The following is a 23,233-nucleotide window of genomic DNA, read 5'->3' on the forward strand; positions in this document are numbered from 1 at the left end:
AACCCATGAGCTCCGCAACTGACCCCGCAAAACGAATTCCGAAGTCGCTCGGTACCGACACCCAGTTCCTCGGGAAGTACTCGCTGACGGACCTCGCCGTCGCGGGCCTTCCCGGCGTACTGGTAGTCTTGGTGACGCAGGTCGTTATCCCACCGTCACTCACCGTTAGCGGCATTCCGGTGTCCGCCCTCACGATCCCACTCGCAGCGATTGCGATCGCCTTCGGTGGGCTGTTCGTCTACCTCACGCCAGGCTACACCAACAGTCTCGACTGGCTCGGCCTATTCGTGAACTTCCATCGCAGCGAGACAGAGATCGCCCACGAGGAAGCGAAGGAGTACACCCACGTCGAGCGCGTCTACCCGCGACACAACGCCATCGAGCGGACGGATCGGGCCCTTGTCGGAGCCGTTCAGGTGTCGCCACCGACGATGGCGCTCGCGACCGACGAGGAGTGGGCCCAGAAGGCGGAGGCCTTCCAGGACTTCGTCAATACGACCGTCGAGTTCCCGATCCAGATTTACTCGACGACGCAGGCGTTCCCCGCCGACGAGTACGTCGGTCGCTACGAAGACAGGTTGAGCGACCCGGACGTCAAATCGAACGAGAAACTCCAGGCGCTCATCGAGCACTACGTCGACTGGTACGACCGGGAGCTGGCGCAGCGGCAGATGACCATTCGCGACCACTACGTCCTGATTCCGGTGCGACCTGAGGAGGTCCGATACGAACGGGCCAGCCTCCTCGAAAAGCTCGCTGGGATCCCCGTACTGGGCATCCTCGTCCAGATTGTCACGGCGCCGCCGGAGGAGGAAGAGCGAGCCGCGATGCTCGAGGAACTGGACGAGCGGCGCCGGCGGGTCGAGCGCGGCCTCCGCGGCATCGAGGGGTGTGACACGCGCCCCGTCGATGCGGCCGAACTCACCCGCCTTATCGCGGAATACTGGACCGGCACGGAAATCGAGTACGGCGACCCTGAACAGGTGCTCCGCACGTCCCCCGTCATCACCAAACCATGATTGGAAACCTGCTGCCCTTCACCGGCTCGGATAGTTCAGAAACTGACGACGAGGCGACCGCAGACGAGACCCCCGACGGAGATGGGGCGGATGATGGCGAGCCACAGCTCACCGTGGACTACGAGGCCGACGGTGAGGCGGTCGACGGCATCCCCGAGATCCATCAGACCGTCGTCTCGCCGTCGAGTATCGAGCGAACACCCAGCGCTCTCAGGACCGACACCCAGTGGGCACAAAGCCTGTGGGTCGGCGAGTACCCCGATGCGCCGATGGACGGCTTCCTCGAAAAGCTGTACGCAGCCGCCGAGACCCAGCAGACCGATGTCAGCATCCACATCGACCCTCGCGACACGCGAGAGACGCTGGATTCGCTGGAGAACAAGATCGAGGACCTCGAAGCCGACTACGAGTACCTGACCGAGAAACACCGTGCGAGCGCCCGGGGCGTCGAGAAAGACCTCGAGGACCACCAGGAGATGTACGACGTCCTCCGGAACACGACGATGCAGGCGTTCGACGTCTCGATGTATCTCACGGTCCGGGGCGACGACCGCGAGAATATCGACGCCGAGTCGGTATCGACGACAGCCCGACAGGCCCCCGCGAATCTGACGCCGGTGACGCCACGGTGGTCACAGCTGAAGACCTTCACGTCGGCGAGCCCCATCGCCCTCGATCAGTTCAACGAGACGCTGGACAGCAAGACGCCGATGCTCGGTGGGGCGGTCGGCGCGATGTTCCCCTTCGTTTCCGGGGCGTTTGCAGAACCTGGTATCGAGTACGGGACGTACGCGCTGAATTCGAGCCCGCTCATCCTCGACCGCTTCAAGCGGCAAACCGGCTACTGTATGATGGTTATCGGCCGGCTCGGCGCGGGCAAATCCTTCGCGACGAAGCTCCGGCTGGTGCGGCGGGCGATGTTCGACGAGGATACGGTCGTCATTATGCTCGACCCGATGCGGGGGTTCGCCGGCGTCAACGAGGCGCTCAATGGCGAGCGTATCACGGTCGGTGGCCGGCGGGGGCTGAACCCGCTGGAAATCAAACCGACGCCCGACCACGTCCTACAGGAAGTCGACGACATCGACCCGTGGGGCGAGCAGATCAACTGGGTGATGACCTTCTTCGCGACGTTCTTCGAGCACGTCGCGGACCACCCACTCGGCGAGCGCAACCAGACGCTCCGGCGGGCCGTCCAGGAAGCCTACGAGAAGCGGGGGATCACCCGCGACCCAGAGACGCACACCCGGGACTCGCCCACCATCCACGACGTCATCACGGTTCTGGAGGAAATGGTGGAAGATCCCGAAGAGTACGGGTACGTCACGGATGGGGAGCAGGAAGCTGTCCAGTCCGATGCCCAGTCGCTACTCAAGGACCTCCGACCGTCGTTCCGCGAAGGCGGTGAACTCGAGAATCTGGCTCGCCCATCGGAGTTCGACCTCGATTCGAAGGTCATCTACCTCGATCTCCACCAGGAGGAGGGGACCCGTGGCCGGGCGGAGACCAGCCTGATGATGCAGGTGCTGTTCAACAGCGTCTACGAGCGGGTCAAGCAGACCGACAAGCGCGTCGTCTTCTGCATCGACGAGGCGCACTACCTGATGAACGACGCCGTCTCGCTGGACTTCCTAGAGACGGCCGTCCGGCACAGCCGGCATTTCGATTTGAGTCTCGAATTCATCACGCAAACGGGGGGTGAATTCGCGCTGACGCCGGAGGCACGAACCATCGCGAACCTCTGTTCGCTCACCGTCCTCCACCGCGTCAACGAGGAGAAAGAGAAGATTGCCAAGTGGTTCGACCTCAGCGAGCGGCAGGTGAACTGGGTTACCTCCGCGAAGGCCGGGGAGGACGAGGACGGCTACTCGGAAGCGCTGGTCGGTATCGACCAGGAGGGCTGGTTCCCGCTTCGGATTCGAGCGAGTGACTACGAGGCTCACGTCATCGACGGCGGCGCTGCTGACGTGGCCGAGCTCGAGCCCGAACCGACGACGAGCGTGACGAATCCAGATAGCCAACCCGCCGGCACGCGTGCCGACGGCGGTGAACCAACTAGCACTACCTCTCAGGAGGATGACTGAGCAGACCCCATCAGAACTCCCGGCAGTGGCTAACGGCGACGAGTACATCCGGATCACTCCCTCCCGGAGCGATCTCGCGCCGGAGACCGTAGTCCGTCAACTGGCCGGCCTCCACGGCCTTGGGGCTGGCAACGACGGACTTCTCGCAAGTATCGGTCCCTTCGGCGATCCGCCACCGGTGTTCGAGTTCCTCGCAGTGAGTGAGGGGGCAGACGAGCCGGTCGAGTTCTATTACGGGGCCGACCGCCGGTTAGATGCCTTCGAGGAACGCCTCCGGACGCTGTATCCGCCGACCGTCACGTTCGAGCGGGTCACCCTTGACTTGGAAGCGAAGCTACTCCCATCGACTGCAGATCCGTCTCAGGACCACAGTGCCGGAGGTGACGATAGCCACGGAATGAACCCCGGGACAGCTGAGGAATCCTCCGGAGACCCGAATTCGGATTCAAAGCCCGTGACTCTCTTCGATTCGACGGGGCAGGAACCGGTCGGTGATGGCGGAAGTGTACTGTCGGAGAGCAATACGTCGCAGGACGAGGATGAAGTCTTGTTTGAGGCCGATTCGAATGACGAGTCCACAGCGGCTGGTCCGTCCGACTCCGAACTCGATGCCGATCACCAGCCGGCGCACACGGACCCGACCGTCGACGAGACGATCCCACTCGGAATCACTTGGCACGGGCAGGCTACTCGGCGGGAAGACTGGATGACGACACTACCCCAATTCACGAATACGGAAGACGACGATGACGATCACGCTCGGGCCCCGCTCGCGTCACTCATCGATCAGCTGACCCGGGCCGAACACCCGATCGCCTTCCAGGTACTCTTTCAGCGAAAATCGGACTGGACGCACGAGGCACGAGAGCGCCAGCGAAAGCTCCGGGAAGGCGAAGATCGAGTCGTCGACTGGTTCTTCGGAGAACTCCTCGGAAACACGGAGAACGAACCACAGAGTCCGTCGAACACCGGGCGACAGCGTCGGTATCTCGACATCGGTGGGCGGGAGCGAGTGGAGGCTATCGACGAGAAGGAGCCACAGCACACGTTCACGGTGAATATGCGGGCGCTTTCGCTCGTGACTTCCGACCGACAACGAGAGCGGGTTGACCATCGTCTCGACGATATCGGGTCGGTATTCGATCACCTGAACGGGCCGCACTATCGGCTCCGACCGAAGCGCATCCGCCGTGGGCTTCGAAAGGGGCGGCGGGCCAAGAAGCACGCCGACCGGGTCCTCAACGCTACGTTGGCTACCAAGAGCGACTGGCGGAAGACCCGCCCCGATCTCGTCCTCGGGCCGGCTGAGTTGGCGAACTTCGTGGTCGTTCCGCCGGCGACGGACCTCACGACCGAGGGCGGGCGGGGGTCCGACGCCGAACCCGAGAGCCGGACGCCCCTGCCACTCCCAGCGCAGGACCACATGGATGCATTCACGGACTCGGGGATGGCGATCGGCCGCGGTCTCGGGGAGGACGGCACGCCTACGCCGGAGCCGATGCGGATTCCGCCGCATCTCCTCCCGTTCCACGTCGGCCGGTTCGCGAAGAGCGGCGCCGGCAAATCGGTCGCGCTGATCAACGACGCGCTTTCCCTGTACGACCAGACCACGGGCCCCGTATTCCTGATCGACTCCAAGGGCGGGAACCTCCCCGAGAACTATATGCGGGCTCACGGGAAGCGGTTCGGAACTGAGGATCTCGAAGAGAACGTCCTCCACTTCTCGGTGCCCGACATCCTGCCTGGCTTCGCGTTCTTCGACATCACGCCGGCGCTGGAGGATGGGGTCCGCCGGGTCGATGCGATCCAGGACAAGGCCGACCACTACGAGGAGCTCATCAAGCTCGTGATGGGGCCGGAGCGGTACGAGGACGCCATCGCCTCGCCGACGCTCATCAAGTACCTCATCAAGGCGATGTACGACGAGGAGTACGGCCTCGAAAACGGACATTTCCGGCAGGATACGAACTACTTCACCCACGACCAGTTCGAGCAGGCGGTGACCCAGTTCCACGCCGCCGGGCCACCAGATTCGACACCCGAAGATGCACCGCGAGCTAGCGACCCGCAAGTCGCGGGGAAACTGGAGCGTCACCTGCGCTCGAACCCGGCGACGTTCTCGAACGTCGTGAGCGGCATCAGCAACCGGATGGACTACATCACGCAGGACGCCCACCTCCGCCGGATCTTCAACAATACCCAGTCGCAATTCGACTTCCGTGACCTCCTCGACGAGGACAAGGTAGTCATCTTCGACCTCGGTGATCTTCGCGACGAGGCTGCCCGGGTGATGACCGGCGTCATCCTGACACAACTCTATGACGCTGTCAAGCGTCGCGACGGCGACGAACTGGCCCGCAAGCCGGACGACTACGTGGCGAACCTGCTCATCGACGAAGCGTCATCGGTCGTCGTCTCGGATACACTGACGACGCTGCTCGAAAAGGGGCGGGAGTTCCGGCTATCCATCGAACTCGTGACGCAGTTCCCCGAGCAGATGAAGGAGGCCGGCAACCGCGAGGTCTACCTGAACGTTCTGAACAACATCGGCAGTCCGCTCGTCGGGAAGATCGCCGTCGACGCCGACATTGCCGAGGCACTCTCACACGAGGCAATGGATCCCGTCGAGTTCAAGAATCGGATCAGTTCGCTCCCGCGTGGCGAGTGGATCGCGCAGCTCCCGAGCCCAGAGTTCGGCGAAACCGGCCCCGACCCGTTCAGTATCGAACCCCTCCCGATTCCGCCTGGGCATCCTGATAGCGAGCAGCCTCTGACTGGGGCGCAGGAAGAGCGGTTCCAAGACGCCCTGGAGGCTGTTCACGAGCATACCCGCGAGGAGTACGGGGTCGCCGGCGGCACGACCGTGGAAAGCCGTGACGCGGCGACTGACGTCGCTCTGGAGAACGCCGACGATCTGCCGTTGGAAGTCGCGATGGCCCGGGCGATCCGCGCTGTCCAGTTGTCGAACGACGTCCGCGAAACGAACGGCTGGGTGTCTGTCGAGGACGTCGATGAGGAACTGCTCTCGCGCATCGAGGAGGACACCATCGAGGCTCAGGGCTACGAGACGCTGCCGGAGGTGCGGGAGGCATCCTCGCTCATCGAGGTCGACCTCCAGGACGGGGGATCGTCGGTGCAGTGTCGGCTCACAGACGAGGGTGAGGAGGCAGCCACGCCCGACACGTCGACGTCACCGACCGGCGGGGGCGAGCACCACGATGCAGTCCTCGAAACGGTCGAGCGTGCGCTCGCAGCGGCGGGATTCTCCGTGGAGGTCCTCGATCAGAACGGGGAGTCCCGTCCCGACGCCATCGCGACGCATGCGGACCTCGACCGGGAGCTCCAAGTCGAAGTCGAAACAACCACCCACGTTCGCCCGGCGAAAGTCCTCTCGAACCTCCGGAAAGCCCAGGAACAGGAGCGAATCCCACTGTTCGTCGTCGCAGACCACGACGATCAAACAGCCGCCGAGATTGCCGACCGGCTTGCGAAGATTCTCGATGAGCCGCGAAATCAGCTCTCATCCGGTGAGACGCGGCTGTATACGATGAACCACAATGTAAAATTCAACGGCGGTGCGCGAGCCGCGGACGGGGTGACGGCCGTCCGACCGGCCATCGGTGGTAGTCGCCACACCCGCTGGTTCGAGCGGGACGGTGTGTTCGTCCTCGAGGATAGTGCCGGAGACCAACACGCCCGGATCGACTCCTTCGACGCTGTGTCAAAAGATCAGTTCCCGGCGACATACAGCTACGACGCCGAGAGCGAGTCATACACCGTCTTTAGGCCAGGAGAACTGCCCGAGTCCTACGAGTCACGTGAGGCGTTCGAAGCGGACTGGGTGCCTGTCAAGCGCCCGTTCTTGCCCAGTACCGACCTACCCGTTCCGGAGTACACGGATGACTCGTATGCGATAGGCGTCATCGGGGATGAGCAGAATCTCGAGCTCTACACCCCGGACTCTGACGCGACCAAAGACCTCGCTGCGCTCACAGAGGCGATCAAAAATAATGAACTCCATCTGGCAGGTGTGGAGCCAGACGAACCTGCCGACGAGCAATCCATGACTCAGGAAGACCACGAGAACGATCCGTTCGGCATCCAAGCATTCGTCCGAGACCGACTCACCGAATCCGACGACGGGGTCGTCGCGGTCGCCGATGTATACGATGCGTACGAGCAGTATGCGGCGGCCGGAGAGTACGAGGTGAAGCCGAAAAACCGGTTCACACGGACGCTTCGCGACCACACTCAGTTCGAGCGTGACAAGAAATGGTTGGACGGCCAGACGCGACGTTGTTACGTTGGAATCGAACTGGCCGACGCCGGCGACCAGGAGGAATCGAGCGATGCCAGTGCGTAGTCGTTTCGCTCCCGCTCAGGAGGTGCAGGAGTACACGAGATGACGCTCTCCGAAGCAGCCATCCACGAGCACTACCGTCGCGCCAACCCCGTCTACGAGGCGTTGGCGACCGTCAACGACTACCCGACCATCGGGCTGAACGACTTCGTCGGGTGGTACATCAAACGCGACCACGACGATGTCGAGGCGATCAAGGCCGGATACCCCCAGCGCGGGCGGGTTGCCCGTCTCGATCGTGACTACGACGAGATTCACGATCGCCTCGAACGGACCCTCTATGCCGTCACCACCTACAAGACGGCGTCGGCCTTCCAGCGGTGGGAACCTTGTCGGTACGACCAATCCGAGGGGACGACCGTCTGGCAGGATGAGCCCCCGACACCCGGGTATGCCGACCTCCGGGCGGTTCCCGCTTGGGGCGATATTGACCTCGCTGACGATATCAAGCCGCAACGTGGCGACCTCGATGCCGAGACGCGTACCCTCGTCGAGCGGACCCTCGAGGCCTACATCGAGGAGTATGCAACGCTGTACGGCACGCGAGACGCTGTGTATGCGCTGGACTCCGTCGGGGGCGCGTACATTTTCGGAGCTCCGGAGGCCACGCTCCCGATTGCGGATCACTTCAGCGATGATTCGGATGCGCTCCAACGGGTGTTCGACGAGTTTCTCGACCGCTCGAACGCGTGGCTCCAGGAGGCAGAGGCCCGCGTGAACAAGCGCATCGACGGCGCCGGCGACGTCATCCAGCCCGACTGGGTGAACAACAAGAACCGCCAGTATAAGCCGCCGCTATCGGTACACGCCGACCACGATGCCGTCGTCACGCCCATCGCGACCGACGACGTCCGCTACGAGCTCCGTCCGTTCGAGACCGTTGACGATGCACTCATCGAGCAGGCGGTCAGTTGGGCCGATGCCCTCACACGGGTTGAGCACACGAACTGCGTCGACTCGCTGGTCGCGACGCTCTGGCCGGAACTTTACGAGGACCACGACGGGTGGCGGACCACGCTTGAAGCGTGGGTCGAAGCGGAGCGCGAGCGGGAACGGGAGCGACAGCGACAGCGTGAAGCCGCGCTCCAGCGACGTGAGGAGCGGCTGGCAGAACTCGAAGGCGCCCTCGAAGGACGGCCCATTACGCCGTTCAAAGAAGATGTCTACGAGGCCGTCGAGAACATCGACATCGCCGAGATCGCCCGCCACTACGCGAGCGATGCCTACGATACGGATCCGAACCAGCCGCGGCCGCAGTTCGACCCGTGCTGGCGCCACAGCGAGAGCGGACAGTCCTGTTTCGTCGACGAGCAGGCCAACACCTTCGGCGATTCGAAGGTGAACGCCGGCGGCGGGCTGGCGAAGCTGATGGCGCTCGCGACGGGGATTATCTCCGACGCCGATGCGGACCTCGACGGGGAGGACTACTGGGCTGCCGTCGACGAACTGCGGAGCGCCGGCTACGACATTCCGGTGTGGATTCCGGAGGCCGGCTCAGACCGTGTTGACGGCGGAACCTACGACCAGATGCCTTTCTGGGCCGTTCGGAAGGCGGCTGTCGCGCTTGAGGTGTGTCCCGAGGACGCGTTCGTCGATCGGGAGGGAGAGGATGGAACCTACGAGGGGTTCCCCGGCTACGAAACCTACAACGAGACGCTGGAAGCCATCGAAGACGCGGGCCTGAACCACGGGCGAGAGCAAGTCACGCCCGAGGAGGACACAGCTGACGATGAATCGGATTCACCCACCGATGCCCCGGCGAGCGACGAGCGACCTGGTGACCTGAATCGAGCTCACCTTCGCGAAAAGAACCGTCTGTTGACAGCAAAGGTCGAGCGTCTCGAGTCCGAACTGGAGGAGAAATTGGAGCGAATCGAGGGTCTGGAAGCGGAGGTCGACCAGCTCCGAACCGAGCTCGCCACTGTCCGCTCCGAACGTGACCGACTGGAGGCTGCTCTCGAAGAACGCGAGTTCGAGCGAGAACCGAATCAAGAAGATCGGGACGAGGACCAGTCCCCACTTCACAGGGCGCGACGGTTCGTTTCGTTCGATGGATAGACCAGAGGTATAGCAATTGAGAACTCTATGCTAATTCTCCCCACTGTGGCAGAACGCTTTCAGTATCACTACATGAAAATCACCCTATGACACGGGGAAAACCTACTGTAGGCGATATCTGGCGGAAGGCCTACCCATTCACCTACTGGAAGCGACGAATCAATAAGCTGGAGCTGGGGAATTCTCATGACGCGCTGGATGCGTTGTTCATCCACTCACATCTAGCGGACACGTTTGCGACGGTCCTTTCGGCGAGGATGCGCCGGCCGAAGAATCCCTGGTATGCGGTCAAAGACGAACTGTATACACCAGATATATATGATACGTTAGAGGCGCTGAAACGTACGGAAAACGGCGAAACTAGGTACTTTATCGAAGTGCTTCTTGAGCAACCAGAGGGCTATGTCACATTAGATCTTCCCGAAGGATGGAAAGAGAACGTCGATTACGAGACAGGCTTTGTCAACCAATTTCTTGGATGCCCAGCTCGATTCGATGAAGATGCCAAGCATATCGAGACGCTCTATGATCCAAAAGGGTATATGGCCGTCTGCAACGCGGTGCTGAACTATTGGAATGAGATCGGGACGCTAATGAATGATTTCAAGCATGGGTTCCGCATCCTTCCCTTTGAGTGGGATCATGCTACCTGGCTGTTTGAGAGCGACTTAATCAACGTGGAGACCGATATTGATGCACTTCGTGAAGGATATACTGAGATGGACGCCGATTGGAAATTTGATTTCTGGCGAATGGAAACCGGCAATGACGACGAACCTGGAACTCCCGTTACACTTGAAGTACACACTGTTGATGTTGAGCGATGTATCGCTTTCTCATCACTGACGCTGAAGTTGCTGTACAACATTTTCGATAAGAACCGGACACAGAAAATCGGTGAAGATATCGAGCTGTTATTCGGTTCGAACGAAGTCCGTCAAGGAGATAGTTTCACTATTCTACACCAACAGTTTGAGTTTGAATCCAGGTTTGAGGAGTCCAAACCAGAGGGGAATTAGGCTCGTTATGAGGAAATAGTTTACCAACACCTCAAGAGAAAATAATCAGATCTGAATTCCCAGCCTGACACCAGTATCAACCCGTTCTAGACACTGAGTAGAATCTAAGCCTGCTGAAGCCACAAAACCACAGACGGCAGCACTAGACACCAGAATCGCGAACAAGGAGCTTCCCGGACAGTCCACGGAATCTGGTGTCAAGTTTCGCTGTCTTGCGATTTGGAGGCGAACTCGGCCACTAGACAGCAGGAAATCAACCGATATATAGTGGGGGTGGCGGCCCAAAGTTATGTTCGTGGCCAACAGGGCCGAGGTGCCAGGCCGCAGGCCAAGCGTGACCGGGCTGCCACCCGGACGATGGCGTGGAGCGTGGAGGGTGAGGGAGCAGGTTGACATCCTGCCTGAGAATGGATGATTGTGGCGACTGTTTATTGTGCCCCAGAATGGGGTGCGGGGCGGTTCCTGTGCTGCCCCTGATTCGTATGTCTGGTCCGGATAGATACGACGATACGGCAGACGATCACGAACGGTTCGAAGCAGAATTGCTCGCTCAGGATCAGGATGCGCGGTCACCATCGACGGCGGATCTCGACGACGAAACGGCCCGCCAGCTGGTTCGAGAGCTACTCGATGCCGGGACGGTCACACCGGTCGTCGACCAGCGGCTCCTCGTTCACGAGCCCAGTGACACAGCGTTCGAATCGATGCAGCAGCTCGCCGTCTTCCACACGGGCTGGATGGCCGCCCACGACGCCGGCGAGGCAGACGAATGATGCAGCAGACGCTGGCGGGCTGTGCCTTCTGCGAGGCTCCACCAAGGATAGAGACTGGGATCGCCTACACGTGGGGGAAGGAAGAGCGGGTCAGCCACCCGATTTGCGTCGACTGTGCGATTCAGGAGACGCCGGATCCCGATGAGCGTGATCGCTACGCCTGTGACAGCTGTGGCCTCGTCGTCGACGCGCTCGCAGCGCTGACACGGTTTCGGATCGAACTCGGTCATCTCGAAGGCCCGATACAGGTCTGTGCGCGGTGTAGTCCAAATGGGCCAGCAACGTACTGGACGCGCGACCTCGAGGCGCACATCGTCCCTGAGTGATCCGCCGAGCGATCGTCGACACGAGTTGAACGGCGACCAGGGGGGAGGTCCACAGTTGCCCGTAGCTGTCCCACTCCACGGCCTTAGCAGCGCTGGATGTGTCGCTGTCCCGTCGCTCCGCTATCTTCAACAGATGTGCGCTCCTCGGGATACCTATGGACTGCCCCGCGTGCGGGTCCCCAGTCACCCTCGAGGTCGGACCGGACCGGCCGCTTTCGACGTCGCTGTCCGACGCCGTCCTCGCAGCCGAAGAGGACGAGCAGATCGAGGTGACCCGAGACTGTTGGGACTGTGGCTGGCACGAAACGCGGGCGCTTCGCGTCGCATCGATCGACACGACCGCCGGCGACGAGACTGCCGTCGAGCGAGCCGGACTCATCGACGAGATTACCGATGAGCTCGCGTCGATCGGGAGTGTGGACACGCTTGAGGAGACGCTGGCGGCAATCCGCCGGCAACGAGCAACCGACCCGGCGAGGACCGATTCGGACGACGTGGTGGAGTGACTCGCAATGCCTGATAGAGAGGCCAACTATAACGTTCGTGAGCAAACCGGAGATCCCGAGCACGCATCGGTCGACGATGTGGTCGACCTCGTGGTCCAACGGGCGCAGAACCCGCGAACCGAGCACGAAGATGCGCATTTCGACAGGACGATGGCGACCGTTATTGATACCTACGGGACCGATCCCGTCCACACAGTCATCCACCGCATCCTCGTCGACGACGAGCCGTTTCGAACCGCCACGAACGGCCTTGAGATGCGCAACGTCGACGGCGTTCGGATCGGGACGGCAGCCAGCTGGTTCCTCGAGGAGCTGAACGCACAGGACGACGGCTGAGCTGACGGGACGGTCCCGTCAGAGCCCTGATGTGCAAGCTCTGTGCAAACGCCGAAACGGTTATCACTCTATGTGCAGAACTTGCACATAGAATGAGCGCTAGTGATGATCCGCGACGGGTCCATTTCCAGTCGCCGGAGTATCTCGTCGACCGGCTGGATGCGATCGCGGAGCTCTTCGACAAGGATCGGACGGATCTGCTTGTCGAGGCGATTCGTGAGTACATCGAAGATACGGCCGACAGCGAGACGTTCCAGGAACTCGTCGCGACGAAGTACTACGATGACCAGCTTGAGTTCGAGACGGTCAAACAGCTAGTCGGCGCCGAGACTGCCCAGCGCCTCCGGCTTCTCAAAGCGGATCTCGAGGATGAACCACTCGATCTTGCTGCCCCCGACGACGTCGACGTCTACGATGGCGACGCGACGGCGGTCGATACCGCAGCCGACGACGAGCGATGAGCGGCCGGCGACTGCGTACGGTCGTCGCCGACACTAGTGCGCTCGTCAGTCTCGCGGTTCCCCGAGCCGACGCGGCCGTCGACACTAACACTCCGGACCCGTTCCAGTATCTGCTCACCTCGTGTGAGGTGTTCGTACCGCCAGAAGTGGTCGCCGAACTCCGTGACATCACGCAGTACCAAGACATCCACGCCGCGGCTGCGAACAACGTCCTCGCGGCCCGCAGCTACTACACGGTCACGGACCCGTACGAGCGCGAGGATACATCAGACTCGCGGCCGACGTTCGGGCTCGACGACGGCGAAACCGACGGTATCGTCCTCGCGAACGCGCTCTATGTCGATGGGTTTCTCACCGACGAGTTCGGCGGGACGAACTTCCCACTGATTCACGCCGTGCTACAGGGCCCGCGGATCGTCCCGACGCCGCGGCTCATCGTCGACTACGCTCGGAACGGACATCTGAGCCCCGAAGAGGCGCGAACGCTGATCACGACGATTAGCCCGCATCGCAGTTGGGAAAACAGCCCATACGTCGCCCAGCTAGTGGCGCTTCTAGAGGAGTAACTTCATTCGGACTCCAGGTCACGAGCGTCGAGCTCACCAGCAAGGTACTGCTCACCCTCTCGTGTGATGTCGTAGACGCCGTTGCCGAGGTGGACGAGAAGGCCGTATTCGACCAGCGTCTTGCAGCGGGCGTTGATGTGTTGGCGGGAGAAGCGCACGCGATCGCTGTCCGCCATTTCCTTCGGGGTGTCGGGGCCGTCGTCAGAAAGATGCTCTAGAATGCGGTCATCAGCACGAGACATCCAGTCGGCGTCAAAGCGCATAATCGCTTCTGGTTGCGCCGACGCTATCCCAAACGCGCTAAGTCAAGTAGCAAAGCGACAAGCTTCTCTGGTTGACTCCTAACCTTTTAAACCGCTGCCATACTATGTCCCAAGCGCATAGATGGCTTCCCCACCAGTGGACAGTCCGGCCACATCGAGTGAATTGCTCGTTGATATTATTGAGGCACTGGAGGCGTGTGGTCTCGATAATGACGCCTTCCAACTCCACGATTATATCGACATCGACGCCTTGGACCAGCTCGTGAACTCGTCACAGGAGGACGTCGAAGTGCGGTTCACGGTCGAGGGCATCCGACTCGCGGTGACGCCGGATAGCGTCAACGTCCTGCTTGCCAAAACGGAAGAATCGGCGCAGCAGTAGTCTGATGACCGTCGTGTGGGATCTCCGATCACCGGCCGCACACATTGATTTACAATGTGATCGGCCGAACCACCGACGCCTAGCGACCACGTCTGTTAAATGGTCACCATATCGTAATATTTTGGAATGAATCGGGTGTATCGGGTGGCCAGTCAGTGGTCGGTCGCCACCCTTGGGTTTGTCCTCTTATCGCTGACGCTTGGCCGCGCGATTACTGATACCGACACGCCTCTTGTCGATTTTATCGAAGTATCCCTCCCGTTTGCTGTCGGCCTTGGACTCATCGGTGGTGGAATTTGGCTGGCACGAACGCATCCAGTCGGCCGAATTATTCAGCTGGCTATGTGGATCCTTGGTGGCGCACTCGTCGGCGTGGCCGTCACCCTCTGGGTGCTGTTCATCATCTCGCTCGAACAGGTTCCAGCCGGCGAACCGATCGTCCTCGTTCTCAATGACGTTGGGATCTTTATGACTGCTGGAATTCTGCTCGGCTACTATGCGACCGGCCTGGAAGCACGTGAACAGCAGCTGGAACTGTCTGAACAGCGGTTTCGCGCCCTGACCGAAAACTCGTCATTCGCAGTCATTACGATCGACGAGTCGAGTACGATTCGGTATGCGAACGACGCCGTCGAGGAGCTCTTTGGATATTCGCCAGCGTCGCTCATCGGGGAGCCGCTGACGACGCTGCTGCCCGACCGACTGCAGGAGCCACAGAGGGACGCGATGACGCAGTATCTATCAACGGATGAGCGTTCGCTCGATTGGGCGGGGCTCGAATTAGTCGCCCAGCGAGCGAACGGAGAGGAGTTCCCTGTGGAGGTTAGCTTCGGCGAGTATGCGGTTGCGGACGACCACCTGTTTACGGGTGTCATTCAGGATGTTGCCGACCGGAAGGCAGCCGAAACTCGGCTCCAGCAACATACGACGAAGGTGACCCAACTCCACAAGATCGCTACTGACATCACCGCGGCTGATTCCAGAGCAGCGATCCACCGACGGGCTGCTGACGGCGCTGTCGAGTTATTCGGTGCAGACGTTGCCCGGGTTGCCGTGGTAGAAGGTGATCAGCTTGTGCCAGCTGCCAGTTCCGGTTCTAACGGCGTCGACGCCAGTGATCCGGTTCCGCTCTCGTTCGGGTACGCCGGCCAGAGCTATCAAACCGACACGGTCCTTCGGGTCGACGATCTCGCCGACACGCGGTCGGCAGCCACGTCGACGATCCGCGATGGCGGGGCTGAATCTGACCCCCAACCAGGTGAGGACCCCCGAGCATTGCTGAGTATTCCGCTCGAAGGCTACGGTGTCCTACAGGTGTTCGCCTCGGAGCCGGGTGCGTTCGTCGAACGCGACGAGGATGTCGCGGAGATGCTGGCAACCCACGTTGTGACCGCCCTTGAGCGGGTATCAGCAGAGGCGACGATTCGGCGGGAGCGTGACCGCCTCGAGGAGTTCGCCAGTCTTCTGTCTCACGATCTCCGGAATCCGCTGAACGTCGCACAGGGTCGCCTAGAGCTCATCCAAATGACTGGTGAGATAGATCACGTCGACGCCATCGACCGTGCACTGAATCGGATGGAACGGCTCATCGAAGACATGTTGACACTTGCTCGCGAAGGCGATGCCGTCGGTGAGACGGAACCGGTTAAGCTTCGTGCAGTCGCTAATCAAGCCTGGACCAACGTCACAACCAAATCCGCTTCGCTCGAGGTCGAGTCGAGCGTCCAGATCGACGCGGATCGTAGTCGACTCATCCAGGTGTTCGAGAACCTGTACCGGAACGCAATCGAACACGGCGGCGACGGAGTCACGGTTCGCGTTGGCTCCATCGACGGTGGCTTCTTCATTGAAGATACCGGCCCCGGTATCCCAGAAGACGAACGAGACGATGTCTTCGAAAGTGGGTATACGACCAACCCGGACGGCACCGGGTTCGGACTCGCGATCGTCAAACGGATCGTCGAAGCCCACGGGTGGAAGATCAAGGTCACCGAGGGCACAGACGGTGGGGCCCGGTTCGAGGTTTCAGGCACCTAATCCGGGTCAATATTGAGAGCGTGAGGAGACGGATATGAAAGCCCTCGGCCGCTCGACGTCCCGCGACCACCGCTGCGCTCCTCGTCCCTGCGGTGCTTGCGGGGTCGGGGGACGACCGAGGCGGCCTCGCCCTTTCTAAGTCCGCCAGGACGGTAGCTGGGTCGCCGAGCGGCGCGGCCGGCTGGACAGGTGTGTCCGTGACGGCCCGCCCCGCTCGCCGCTGCCGCCCTCCGCGTCGCTCGCGACCGACCATTCCGGGCTGCCTGCCTGCGGTAGCGGGCGGGCTGCCGGGCTAAAATGAATGTGCCCTCGACGCCAGCGGGAAAGCGCGGGGGGTTGCGCGGCGTGGCTGCTCACCCCCCACGCTTTCTCCGCTGGCCGCTCGCTCCGGGCGGGTCGGCGCGCGGCGCTGGTTGGGGTCGCCGCACTCGGGCGCGCTCTCGCTCGCGCCCGGTAGGGCGCTCGCGAAGGCGCGAGCGAGAGCGCGCAGTCGGTGCTATCGGACGTCGACATCGTCGGAAAACCGCGATGCTTGGGACATCGCGGTGGCGGCGCGCAAGCGCCTTCAGTGGTATCTGGAGGATACCAATGTCAAGTAACAACTCGAGTCGCAAGGTCGTTACGGTGGATGAACAGGCATTCGAACGAACCGAAGACGCCGGCGTCGACGAGGACGGCTTCGAGGTCGTCGACGACAAGCCGGAGTTCCGGGCGACGGTTCAGCAGGAAACGCAGGCGAAGGTGGATTCCAACCACCCCGACGGCATCGTCCAAGACTTCTCGCACCTGCCCCTCGCGCAGGAAGAGAAGATTCGCGCCCGGGAGGCCGAACTGGACCACATCAGCGCCCAGGCAGAACTCGGCACCCAAGAGGGGCGGGCGAAGCGAACGCGCGAGGTCGTCACCGAACGGCGGCAGCGCAAGCGGGAGGAACGCACCCCGGACCGGACGGATCCGCGCGAGCGCCTCTCCCGGATGGAGCTGGCGCAGGTGAACCAGGAAGCAGACCGGATGGCACAGCGGCTTCGCACCGGTCATAGTCGGGCAGCCGTTTCGCGGGCACTCGCAAAGCGGGTCGCCAAGGGGCAGGACATCACCAAAGCAGTGTTCGACACGATGGACGCGCTCAAGGCGGCCCCCGGCGCGATCTGCCCGATTGAGGACATCCCGGACGTGCAGACCGACGAGGTGAGCATCGAAGGAGAAGTCGTTCAGCTCTGGGATGCTTCCAGCCCGAAGATCGCTCAGGTGGGCTTGGTCGCGGACGACACCGGGAAAATCAAGTTCACCTCGTGGCGAAAATCGGAGCCTGCCTTCGTCCAGGAAGGTGACACCGTGCGGATGCGGGCAGTCAAGAAGAACTGGTACGAGGGACGGTGCTCACTCGCCGTGACCTACAACAGTATGATCGTCTTCCCAGAGCGCGACCGCCGCTGGTGGGAAGAATAGGAGGGCTGAGTACCCTCTTTTTTGATGTGTGCCGGACCTGCCCAAGCCCCACCGCCCCACCCACCGCTCCGTGCTCGCTCCCTGCGGTCGCTGCGCGCGCAGCCACGACCTTGCTTACTAGTGGCGGAGTTTGATGAACCCCTTACAACGAAACGGCGACGGTAGTGTCTATGGACACCGGAGAGAGGCGCAGCACGATGTCAACCAACCTATCCGGGATGGGTGTCCAACTGTATAGGGGCAGTAGAATGATTCGAGCGCTGGTACGACGAAAGCTTACAGAACGCTATTTTCTGCGTATTTCGGATATTCTGAGTAGACGTGGTCCAAAAGAGTTAGCAACGGAATATCGTTGAAATCGCTCTTAATCCGTTCCGCGACCTCCAACACTATCTCTACCTGTTCTTCCGGCCACTCCTGGAGGATTTCCTCGCCGCGCGGACCCAGTTCGTAGTTGTACTTCACCTTCCCATCCTCCTCTGCAATCGTCTCTTTTGACTCGTCAATGATGTCCCGTTCCTCCAGATATTCGATGTCGTCGTACAGCGTCTTGGCGAACGGGCCATAGTCGTACGGCTCGTACTGGTACGTACCCGGTAAGTCTTCGCCACGTTCTTCGAACTCCTGCTGAATCAGGAACACCATCTTCTGCAGCCGAGTCCGCCCTTCGATTTCCTGCTCATTGCTAGCGTGTAGCAATGTCAGGGGGATGAGCTGGCGGTCAATCATCATTGTTGGTCACCTCAGCCGCCTCCTTGAATGTCTCTTCGAAGTCGCTGTTTATAATTCCTACAATATCGGCGTCATCAAGCGTTACGGTCGTTTTCCCGTTGCTCAGATTCATGAGCACCCGTTCTCCGTCCGCGATGTAGTACGATGTCCGCGTGATATCGGTGAGTTCCCGAACGGCTACGCCAGCTTTCGCAAGTCGTTGCAGCCGGCTCCGTGCTTGTGATGGGCCGACGATTTTGATGTCGAGCCCGTCTTCGGCCTGCTCTTCCAGTGCTTCGAGTGCATCGCGTGGTGCTTGGATGAAGCGGCTGTCGAAGCCGCGGAGGGTGTTTTCGGCGTTGTCGATGAGCTTGCTGAGTTCCATAGTCTTGCCCTCGCGGCCCTTGACGACCCAGGCGCGGTCGTCCTCGTTGCTGTATTCTTCGCCGATCTCCCATCCTTCTTGCAGCTTCTCGAGTATCTGTTGCTTCTCCCTGTTGAACTTGCGTTCTTCGCGTTCGATGACGTATTGCGGGTTCTGGGCGGCGTAGATCTTCGGGTCAGTGTCGGTGATACGGACGTATCCGTCGTCTTCCAGGCTGTTGAGGGGCTGGTAGATCTTTGACTGCATAATGTCGGTTTCGGACGCGAGTGCGCTGGCTTTCATCGAACCGAACCGGACGAGTGCAGAGTAACACGCGGCTTCGTATTTCGTCCAGCCGAATGCCTGGAGTGCATCTCGTAGTTGTTCCATGGGACATCAACTCAGGTGTGGTACATCGTTACTTCGACTTTGAAGTAGTGGGGTACTACCTACGAACTGTAGTTGTCAGAAAGCGCTTATATATCCTTCGGCAGCAAGTATGGGGTGAAGGTGTTCCCCAGATGAGTGCAGACGACAACCGCATCACGCTCACGATCGTGAGCAGTAGCGGAGACTTGGAGGACGAGTTCCCGGTCAAACAGAAAATACAGGCGCTGAAGACCTCGGTCATGGGCCGGTTGAATATCGATCCGGACGAGTCGGAGGAGTACCAGCTGGTCTACGACGGTGACCCGCTTGCGAGCGGGAAGACGCTGGAGGAGCTGGACATCCCCGACGGTGCGGAACTGGTCCTCGAGCCTGAGCCCGAAGTGATCTGAGACAGAGGTCGGTAGATTACATGGACGAGGAACTGTCGAAGACGAAGATGCAGAAGCAGGTCGGCGATCTCGAATCGTCGCCGTTACCCAACCAGTACGGGTGGGAGCTGGAGGAGGACGGGCTCAACCTGTTCGTCACGCTACCCTGTCCGAAGGACGGTACGGCGTACGAACTGAAGGTGAATTTCGATAACTTCCCCCAGCAGGCCCCGTCCTACCAGTTCACCGAGAAGTGGCCGAACTGTCCGAACATCAACGAGGACAAGGGCATCTGTATCGACGGCACCCGCGAGTGCTACACTGCGTTCAACCACGACGAGCGCAGGGAAGACTGGGATCCCGACCGGTTCAACCTGACGACCACGCTCCAGAAAATCTATCATCTCATGAGGAAATAGCCGATGCAACTACTCGATCGACTCCGCGACCTGTTCACCGCTTCCGAAGAACCAGCCCCTGTTCAGGAACCTGCGCCCTCACTACCGCCACGGGCGTATGAGTCCCCTGCACAGGGTCGGCGAAAACGCCGTGTAACGGATCATATAGAGAAGTACTATATCCCGACCGCAGTGCTCCAGGAGACGCAGCGGTACGTTGAGGAGCACGGGAACCGTGACCACGAGTGTTACGTGTTCTGGGCCGGGGCGATCGCCGGTGACGAGGCGTACGTGTCGACGTGCGTCTATCCGCGGGTCGAATCCCGGCACGGCGGGGTGAAGGTCCCGCTGGAGAAGATGACGGAGATCAACCAAGAGCTCCGGGCACGCGACCAGATTCTGCTGGCGCAAGTCCACTCCCATCCGGGCCGTGCACGGCATTCACCGGTGGACGAAGAGAAGGCGGTAAGCTTCCACGAGGGGTTCGTGTCCATCGTCATCCCGGATTTCGGGGCCACGCCCGTGTACGACCTCCGGGACTGCGGCGTTTACACGTACACACGGGACAGCGGGTGGCAGTTACTGGATGACGACGGGGTAGTGGATCGGTTCGTGATCGAGGATACTGTCGTGGAGGTGTAAAATCGATGTCACAGCCAGATACTGCTTGGAACTCGGACCGGACTGAGACCGCACTCCGGACGATTCTCGGTGCGGAGGAAAATCTAGACAGGTTCTCCGGCTATCGGGTCCTCGTTGACGTACCGGAGACGGACAATCAGAACTGCCAGACCGCACTCTTCACCGCCATCAACCTGCTCGCTCGGTTGGCGCCGATGGTCGACCGGATCGATATCCAAGCCGACGAGTCTGTCGAGCGGCAAGTCTTCGTGCCGGGAGTTCGAGCAGACGATATCGGGGAGACGGTGGTGGCCCTGAATGAGAACATCGGATCGCCAGTCACGGCCGGGTTCGATGCAGTATCACGTGATGCGTATGATGCGGTGCTTCATCTTGGCGACGGCGAATTTACTGGCGCTGCTGGTGAGGTGGGCGTGAGTTCCCGCGGATGGCTGGTGCATACATCAACTACCGGGGCTGTCGATCCGTTCGGCGATGAGCCGAACCCGATTGGCGCGCACACGGCCGGTTGTATAGGCTGTGCGGAGGTGTTCAAGCAGTTGCTTCTTGCCGATGCAAGCGACGAGAACCTGGATACCCCGGTCGACCCTGTAGACGACGTCACGTTCTCCACCTTTAACTACACCGTTGATCCGACCGACCCAGCGAACCCGGCTCTCCCGGATGTCGTGGATGTGGACGACCTCCATGTCATCGGTGTGGGGGCCGGTGGGGGTGCGCTGGTGTACGCGCTCAGCACGTTATCAGACTTGCAGGGGACGGTCCGGCTTGTGGATAGCGATGAGGTGTCGGCGTCGAACTTGAACCGATATCTCTGGGCGTATGCGGACGATGTGGGGGCAATGAAAGCGGACGTGTCCCAGCGTCTACTGATGGAGGCGCATCCGGATTTCGGGTCGTCGATCCACTCCCATCCGGTCCCGTACGAGGAGTACTCTGATACGGTCGATAGTTCGGAACTCCGGCTGGCGGTCTCGACGGTGGATACTGCGCGGGCGCGGAAGCAGATTCAGTGGGACTTGCCGGAGACGGTGCTTGACGCGGCGACGAACCAGCAGGGCGATTATGTGGTACTCCGGGTAGAGTTTGGTGAAGGACAGTGCCTGGCGTGTAAGCACGTCGGGAGCGGGGACGGCGTGGAAAGAGAGATGGCGGCGTTAGCGGAGACGGTCGGACTCGATGCTGATACGCTGGTTCGGATGAATACGAACAACGAGGCGTTCACAGCGGACCAGGTATCCGTCATCGAAGAACAAGGGACTGGAGAGGTAGCACCGCCGGAACCGGGGGAACGGTTCAGTGACTGGTTCCGACAGCAATGCGGCCACGTCGACCTCGGCGGAGCGGATATGGCGGTGCCGGTCCCGTTCCTCCCTGTGACGGCCGGCATCCTGCTGGCAGGCGAGGTGATCAAGGACCGCCATTTCCCGGATCACACGGTCAACAACCGGTTCACGCACAATATGCTGTCCGAACCGCGGGAAGCGATGCATTATCCCGCGAACGCCAATCCGGAGTGTAGCATCTGTCAAGACGAGGACGTTCGGGAGTTCTACCGGTCGAAGTGGGACGGTGAGACGCGGGGCGAAGCCGCGATCATCGAATACATCAATGAGGCGTACCCAGCGAATCGGAGCGCAGAACAGCAGGCGGCTGTCGTCTCGTATCTGTACGCGACGGGTGCTGTCTCCGGAAGCGAACAGCGGGTGCGGACGCGGCGTATCCTGGAACAGGTGGACGAGGCGACGCGGACCCATATCGACAACTTGGTGAATGAGGTGGGACTCGTGGAGGAGCACGAGCCCCGTGGAGGCCGGTCGTTCATTTTCCACGAACGCCGGCGGGAGCGTGTTTCCGACGACTTGGAGGCTGTCCTTGATGTGGAAGTCGAACGACTACTGGATCATCTCCGAGAGGATGAGGACGCGCGGGAGTTTGTCGTCGATCTGCTGGAGATCGAGACTGAAGACCTGGACGGGGACGAAGTGCTCGAGGCGATCAAGGCACGGTTCGATCTGGACGAGGATGAAGACCGGATGGATTTGTTCGACGAGGTCGCGCAAGAGATCGAAGCTAGCGATATCGAAAAAGGCGATCATGAGTACGCTCCGATCGGATGGCGGCAGGCTTCCAATAGGTATACGATCACTCAACGTGCGGTGAACCTGTACCGAGGGGATGCGTAGATGGGCTACGTTTTTGGACTGTTCAAATATTGGATCAAGGGGCCGTTCACTAATCCTATCGCATTCTACATCTACGGGGCAGGTATCCTGGCGCTGATGAACGCGTTCCCTCATTTCATCGACGGGAACTTCGTGCAGATGGTGTTCCAGTATTTCTTCATCAAGTATCTCCCACCGACATCGGTAGGACAAGTCATTATGCAGGTGATTGTTGGAACACTCGTCGCAGGTCTGCGGTGGTTCGTATTCACACCACGATAGGCTACCCCAGTTCTGGCGCACCTGCTTACGGAACACTTCGAACGCCTCCTCTAACTCTGTCACCTAACCTTCGAGTGCGTGGACGGTTTCCCAGTTCGTCTTGGGTTATGGCCCGGTACGTGTCGAGTTCCGCTTCACCGTCCGTCCAGTCGAAGTAGTCGAGCGCGGCGTCGGCGAAGAATGCCTGTTGGTGCTTCTTCTATTCGCAGGACTTGAGTACGCCCGCCCGGATTCCCGACGGGACCTATCATTTTGGAGCCGGTCGTCGTGAATT

At 60.8% G+C, this 23,233-nt stretch carries 22 protein-coding genes; 19 read left to right on the forward strand and 3 right to left on the reverse strand.

Translation table 11 applies throughout. The features are described 5' to 3' along the window. The first annotated feature begins 5 nt into the window (after positions 1 to 5). The 11 genes from J2754_RS14105 (at position 6) to J2754_RS14155 (ending at position 13,508) form a co-directional block, all read left to right on the forward strand. Positions 6 to 1,019: a TraC-like domain-containing protein gene (locus J2754_RS14105; protein ID WP_211087831.1), complete on the forward strand. Its 1,014-nt coding sequence runs from the start codon at positions 6 to 8 to the stop codon at positions 1,017 to 1,019. Continuing rightward, on the forward strand, positions 1,016 to 3,103 hold the full coding sequence (locus tag J2754_RS14110; RefSeq protein ID WP_211087832.1) for a VirB4 family type IV secretion system protein: 2,088 nt from the start codon (positions 1,016 to 1,018) through the stop codon (positions 3,101 to 3,103). The genes J2754_RS14105 and J2754_RS14110 overlap by 4 nt, the downstream gene beginning before the upstream one ends. Continuing rightward, positions 3,096 to 7,466 (forward strand): type IV secretory system conjugative DNA transfer family protein, encoded by a 4,371-nt coding sequence (locus J2754_RS14115; RefSeq protein ID WP_123124785.1) that lies wholly within the window; start codon positions 3,096 to 3,098, stop codon positions 7,464 to 7,466. The genes J2754_RS14110 and J2754_RS14115 overlap by 8 nt, the downstream gene beginning before the upstream one ends. Before the next feature lie 39 nt (positions 7,467 to 7,505). Further along, the gene (locus J2754_RS14120) at positions 7,506 to 9,521 is read left to right on the forward strand and encodes a hypothetical protein (protein WP_211087833.1); all 2,016 of its coding nucleotides are present in this window, start codon (positions 7,506 to 7,508) and stop codon (positions 9,519 to 9,521) included. A gap of 86 nt (positions 9,522 to 9,607) precedes the next feature. After that, positions 9,608 to 10,540, forward strand: a complete 933-nt coding sequence (locus J2754_RS14125) for a hypothetical protein (RefSeq protein ID WP_123124783.1) — start codon at positions 9,608 to 9,610, stop codon at positions 10,538 to 10,540. Between the two features lie 464 nt (positions 10,541 to 11,004). Continuing rightward, entirely contained in the window at positions 11,005 to 11,313 is a 309-nt protein-coding gene (locus J2754_RS14130) for a DUF8069 family protein (RefSeq protein ID WP_425351000.1), read from the forward strand. After that, positions 11,313 to 11,639: a DUF7558 family protein gene (locus J2754_RS14135; RefSeq protein ID WP_123124813.1), complete on the forward strand. Its 327-nt coding sequence runs from the start codon at positions 11,313 to 11,315 to the stop codon at positions 11,637 to 11,639. The genes J2754_RS14130 and J2754_RS14135 overlap by 1 nt, the downstream gene beginning before the upstream one ends. A 155-nt stretch (positions 11,640 to 11,794) precedes the next feature. Continuing rightward, a complete protein-coding gene (locus tag J2754_RS14140) occupies positions 11,795 to 12,145 on the forward strand; it encodes a DUF8105 family protein (protein ID WP_123124781.1) in 351 nt (116 codons plus the stop codon). Between the two features lie 6 nt (positions 12,146 to 12,151). After that, positions 12,152 to 12,481 carry a DUF8158 family protein gene (locus J2754_RS14145; protein WP_123124780.1) on the forward strand — a complete coding sequence of 110 codons (330 nt, stop codon included), beginning with the start codon at positions 12,152 to 12,154 and terminating at the stop codon, positions 12,479 to 12,481. A 92-nt stretch (positions 12,482 to 12,573) separates the two neighbouring features. After that, a complete protein-coding gene (locus J2754_RS14150) occupies positions 12,574 to 12,942 on the forward strand; it encodes a ribbon-helix-helix domain-containing protein (protein ID WP_094530930.1) in 369 nt (122 codons plus the stop codon). Beyond that, positions 12,939 to 13,508, forward strand: coding sequence for a hypothetical protein (locus J2754_RS14155; RefSeq protein WP_123124779.1), 570 nt, complete (start codon positions 12,939 to 12,941; stop codon positions 13,506 to 13,508). Before J2754_RS14150 ends, J2754_RS14155 begins: the two co-directional genes overlap by 4 nt. 2 nt (positions 13,509 to 13,510) lie before the next feature. Here J2754_RS14155 and J2754_RS14160 read toward each other — a convergent pair whose 3' ends face one another. Further along, positions 13,511 to 13,771 carry a MarR family transcriptional regulator gene (locus J2754_RS14160; RefSeq protein ID WP_123124778.1) on the reverse strand — a complete coding sequence of 87 codons (261 nt, stop codon included), beginning with the start codon at positions 13,769 to 13,771 and terminating at the stop codon, positions 13,511 to 13,513. Positions 13,772 to 13,892: 121 nt separating this feature from the next. Between J2754_RS14160 and J2754_RS14165 the strand changes: the two genes are divergently transcribed. The 3 genes from J2754_RS14165 (at position 13,893) to J2754_RS14175 (ending at position 17,639) form a co-directional block, all read left to right on the forward strand. Beyond that, positions 13,893 to 14,153, forward strand: coding sequence for a HalOD1 output domain-containing protein (locus tag J2754_RS14165; protein WP_123124777.1), 261 nt, complete (start codon positions 13,893 to 13,895; stop codon positions 14,151 to 14,153). Positions 14,154 to 14,297: 144 nt separating this feature from the next. Then, positions 14,298 to 16,190 (forward strand): sensor histidine kinase, encoded by a 1,893-nt coding sequence (locus tag J2754_RS14170; protein ID WP_211087834.1) that lies wholly within the window; start codon positions 14,298 to 14,300, stop codon positions 16,188 to 16,190. Between the two features lie 588 nt (positions 16,191 to 16,778). Beyond that, positions 16,779 to 17,639 carry a DNA-binding protein gene (locus tag J2754_RS14175; protein WP_123124773.1) on the forward strand — a complete coding sequence of 287 codons (861 nt, stop codon included), beginning with the start codon at positions 16,779 to 16,781 and terminating at the stop codon, positions 17,637 to 17,639. Between the two features lie 276 nt (positions 17,640 to 17,915). Here the strand turns inward: J2754_RS14175 and J2754_RS14180 are convergent, their stop codons facing one another. After that, a complete protein-coding gene (locus tag J2754_RS14180) occupies positions 17,916 to 18,368 on the reverse strand; it encodes a type II toxin-antitoxin system antitoxin SocA domain-containing protein (protein WP_158601464.1) in 453 nt (150 codons plus the stop codon). Then, a complete protein-coding gene (locus J2754_RS14185; protein ID WP_123124771.1) occupies positions 18,361 to 19,104 on the reverse strand; it encodes a TrmB family transcriptional regulator in 744 nt (247 codons plus the stop codon). Before J2754_RS14185 ends, J2754_RS14180 begins: the two co-directional genes overlap by 8 nt. 131 nt (positions 19,105 to 19,235) lie before the next feature. Between J2754_RS14185 and J2754_RS14190 the strand changes: the two genes are divergently transcribed. From J2754_RS14190 to J2754_RS14210, 5 genes are all read left to right on the forward strand, one after another. Then, on the forward strand, positions 19,236 to 19,493 hold the full coding sequence (locus J2754_RS14190; protein WP_123124770.1) for a sumo domain-containing protein: 258 nt from the start codon (positions 19,236 to 19,238) through the stop codon (positions 19,491 to 19,493). 20 nt (positions 19,494 to 19,513) lie between these two features. After that, on the forward strand, positions 19,514 to 19,891 hold the full coding sequence (locus tag J2754_RS14195) for a ubiquitin-conjugating enzyme E2 variant (protein WP_123124769.1): 378 nt from the start codon (positions 19,514 to 19,516) through the stop codon (positions 19,889 to 19,891). A gap of 171 nt (positions 19,892 to 20,062) precedes the next feature. Beyond that, positions 20,063 to 20,512 (forward strand): Mov34/MPN/PAD-1 family protein, encoded by a 450-nt coding sequence (locus tag J2754_RS14200; protein WP_211087835.1) that lies wholly within the window; start codon positions 20,063 to 20,065, stop codon positions 20,510 to 20,512. Positions 20,513 to 20,517: 5 nt separating this feature from the next. Then, positions 20,518 to 22,698: a ThiF family adenylyltransferase gene (locus J2754_RS14205; protein ID WP_123124767.1), complete on the forward strand. Its 2,181-nt coding sequence runs from the start codon at positions 20,518 to 20,520 to the stop codon at positions 22,696 to 22,698. After that, positions 22,699 to 22,959: a hypothetical protein gene (locus J2754_RS14210; RefSeq protein ID WP_123124766.1), complete on the forward strand. Its 261-nt coding sequence runs from the start codon at positions 22,699 to 22,701 to the stop codon at positions 22,957 to 22,959. Positions 22,960 to 23,233: the final 274 nt, after the last annotated feature.

This window comes from Halarchaeum nitratireducens, from assembly GCF_017874695.1.
In the GTDB taxonomy this organism is placed as follows: Archaea; Halobacteriota; Halobacteria; order Halobacteriales; family Halobacteriaceae; genus Halarchaeum; species Halarchaeum nitratireducens.